At 40.6% G+C, this 1,817-nt stretch carries 2 protein-coding genes; both read left to right on the top strand.

Annotation, left to right across the window (positions count from 1 at the left end; genetic code table 11):
• A partial coding sequence (locus VB118_11380; protein ID MEA4833202.1) for a hypothetical protein occupies window positions 1-810 on the top strand: 810 nt, incomplete at its 5' end.
• 83 nt (window positions 811-893) lie between these two features.
• A partial coding sequence (locus VB118_11375) for a hypothetical protein (protein ID MEA4833201.1) occupies window positions 894-1,817 on the top strand: 924 nt, incomplete at its 3' end.

Raw genomic sequence — 1,817 nt, 5'->3', positions numbered from 1 at the left:
GCTCTTATGACTCTCAAGGATTATGATTATACGGATGGTGCGGTTAAGCTTTATGAATTGGGGTTTTTATTTAGCGAAGCGGCCAGATTTCCCACTGCAGAGCTCAGCATATGGGAATGCCCGGGTTCTGACGGTCGTGTCCTTGCTTCGTTGACAGATTACGGAGAACGTCTACTGACAAAGAAAGAATCCGCGGAGATCAGGGCAATCTGCGCGAAAGCCCATGAAGCCGCGAAATCAAATAATGATACCGCATTTATGTACAAGACCACTCAACACCATCTTCATCCTAAAAAAATCACCTCAACTGATAATGGGAAGTACGTATTCCCCTATGATGCCACCGGGCTCACATATTGCTCTGCGCTTCCGGGGAGTCCGGAAAATGCCACACAGAAGTTATTCTGCTTTGGAGACAAATATAATTTTTCAATATTAAGAAATGACGAAAAATCAGAAGTAGTCAAATGTGCTCTTTATATTACGAAAGGAGTTTACTGCGATTATCTTTTCAACGGATATTCAGCAGAAGAAGCCGCCGTAAATATAGTTTCCGGCAAATTCGAGGTTTTGTCTGTGGAACAAAAAAGTCAAACGCAATTTCTGCTGACTCTTTCAGATAATTCCGAATATGATTATGCTATATGTTCAACCATAGGCTTTACTCCGGAATATGGCGACTGCGTGTCGCCTGGGGAAGATCCTCTCTTCAGATGGTTCAAACAAGATGTTGTAACAGTCCTGCTTTTGAAAAACATAAGCATGGAGGAGGCACATGCCATATGGACATGGACAAGTTATATGTATTAAATATTTACCACTTATAGAGAGAAAAGGCTTTGTTATATAGTACATCACAATATATAATACACATTTTCGGAAAGGAAGACAAAATGATAGCTCCAAAAACCGAATTTAAAACCATAGGCTTTAAACAGCGGAGGAAAACAGCCCTTATCTGCTTTTTTGCTGTCCTTCTTGCATTTGTCTTTTCCGCCATATCGTGTGGAGTACTGCCCAGAGAGGAGCTTTATTCCGGATTGACCGCAAGCACAGGCTTTAATTCGGAGCCGTATGTTTCCGAAGAAACGGATATTCTATCAAAGACAGTGACAACAGATAAGAAAACAGTAACAGAAACCGCAGACAATCAACCGCAAACTGTCGAAATAATTGATCTCGGCGAGGAGTTTTTGAAGGTAAGAATGGCCGAGTATTTTGAAAAATGCTCGTGTCTTGAGGACTTTCTGTACTATCTGTCAGAATCAAATTATGATAGATTTTCAAACCTATTATCAGTTGCGTCATATTTCAGCTGTGAAGAATATTCCGCCATAAGGCTAAAATTCTCATATTCTACATCCGAACATATGCTCGTAGAAAATTATATTGAACGCACCTTTTCGATTTATGAAATATTTGATTCCGGGGTGGTACGGGATACCGATTTTTATAATACGGAAAATATCGGAGTGAAAATGAAAAAACCGCTCAAGAACAGCGCAAATTACAGTTCATCCAAAAGATCCTTTTCGCATCTGAGCAAAGGGGAAAGCGTGGATTTTTCCGCGATCTCCTCCGGCGGAGCGATCGACGGATATCTTTCCGTGAAAAGCGCGTATTCCGCCAAAGTTCTTAAAGAAAAGACTCTTTATTCCGGCATTGCATGCTTTGAGTCTTCCGCTGATACCGTTCCTTATTACAGGATGCCTGATAATTCCGATATCATAAGAATTTTTGATATTATAACTGCGGAAAAACCTGCTCTTATGACTCTCAAGGATTATGATTATACGGATGGTGCGGTTAAGCTTTAT

The sequence above is a fragment of the Oscillospiraceae bacterium genome, assembly GCA_034925865.1.
Classification (GTDB): domain Bacteria; phylum Bacillota; class Clostridia; order Oscillospirales; family SIG627; genus SIG704.
Note: the sequence above shows the minus strand (reverse complement) of the source record. Positions and strands in the feature narration are given on the sequence as shown.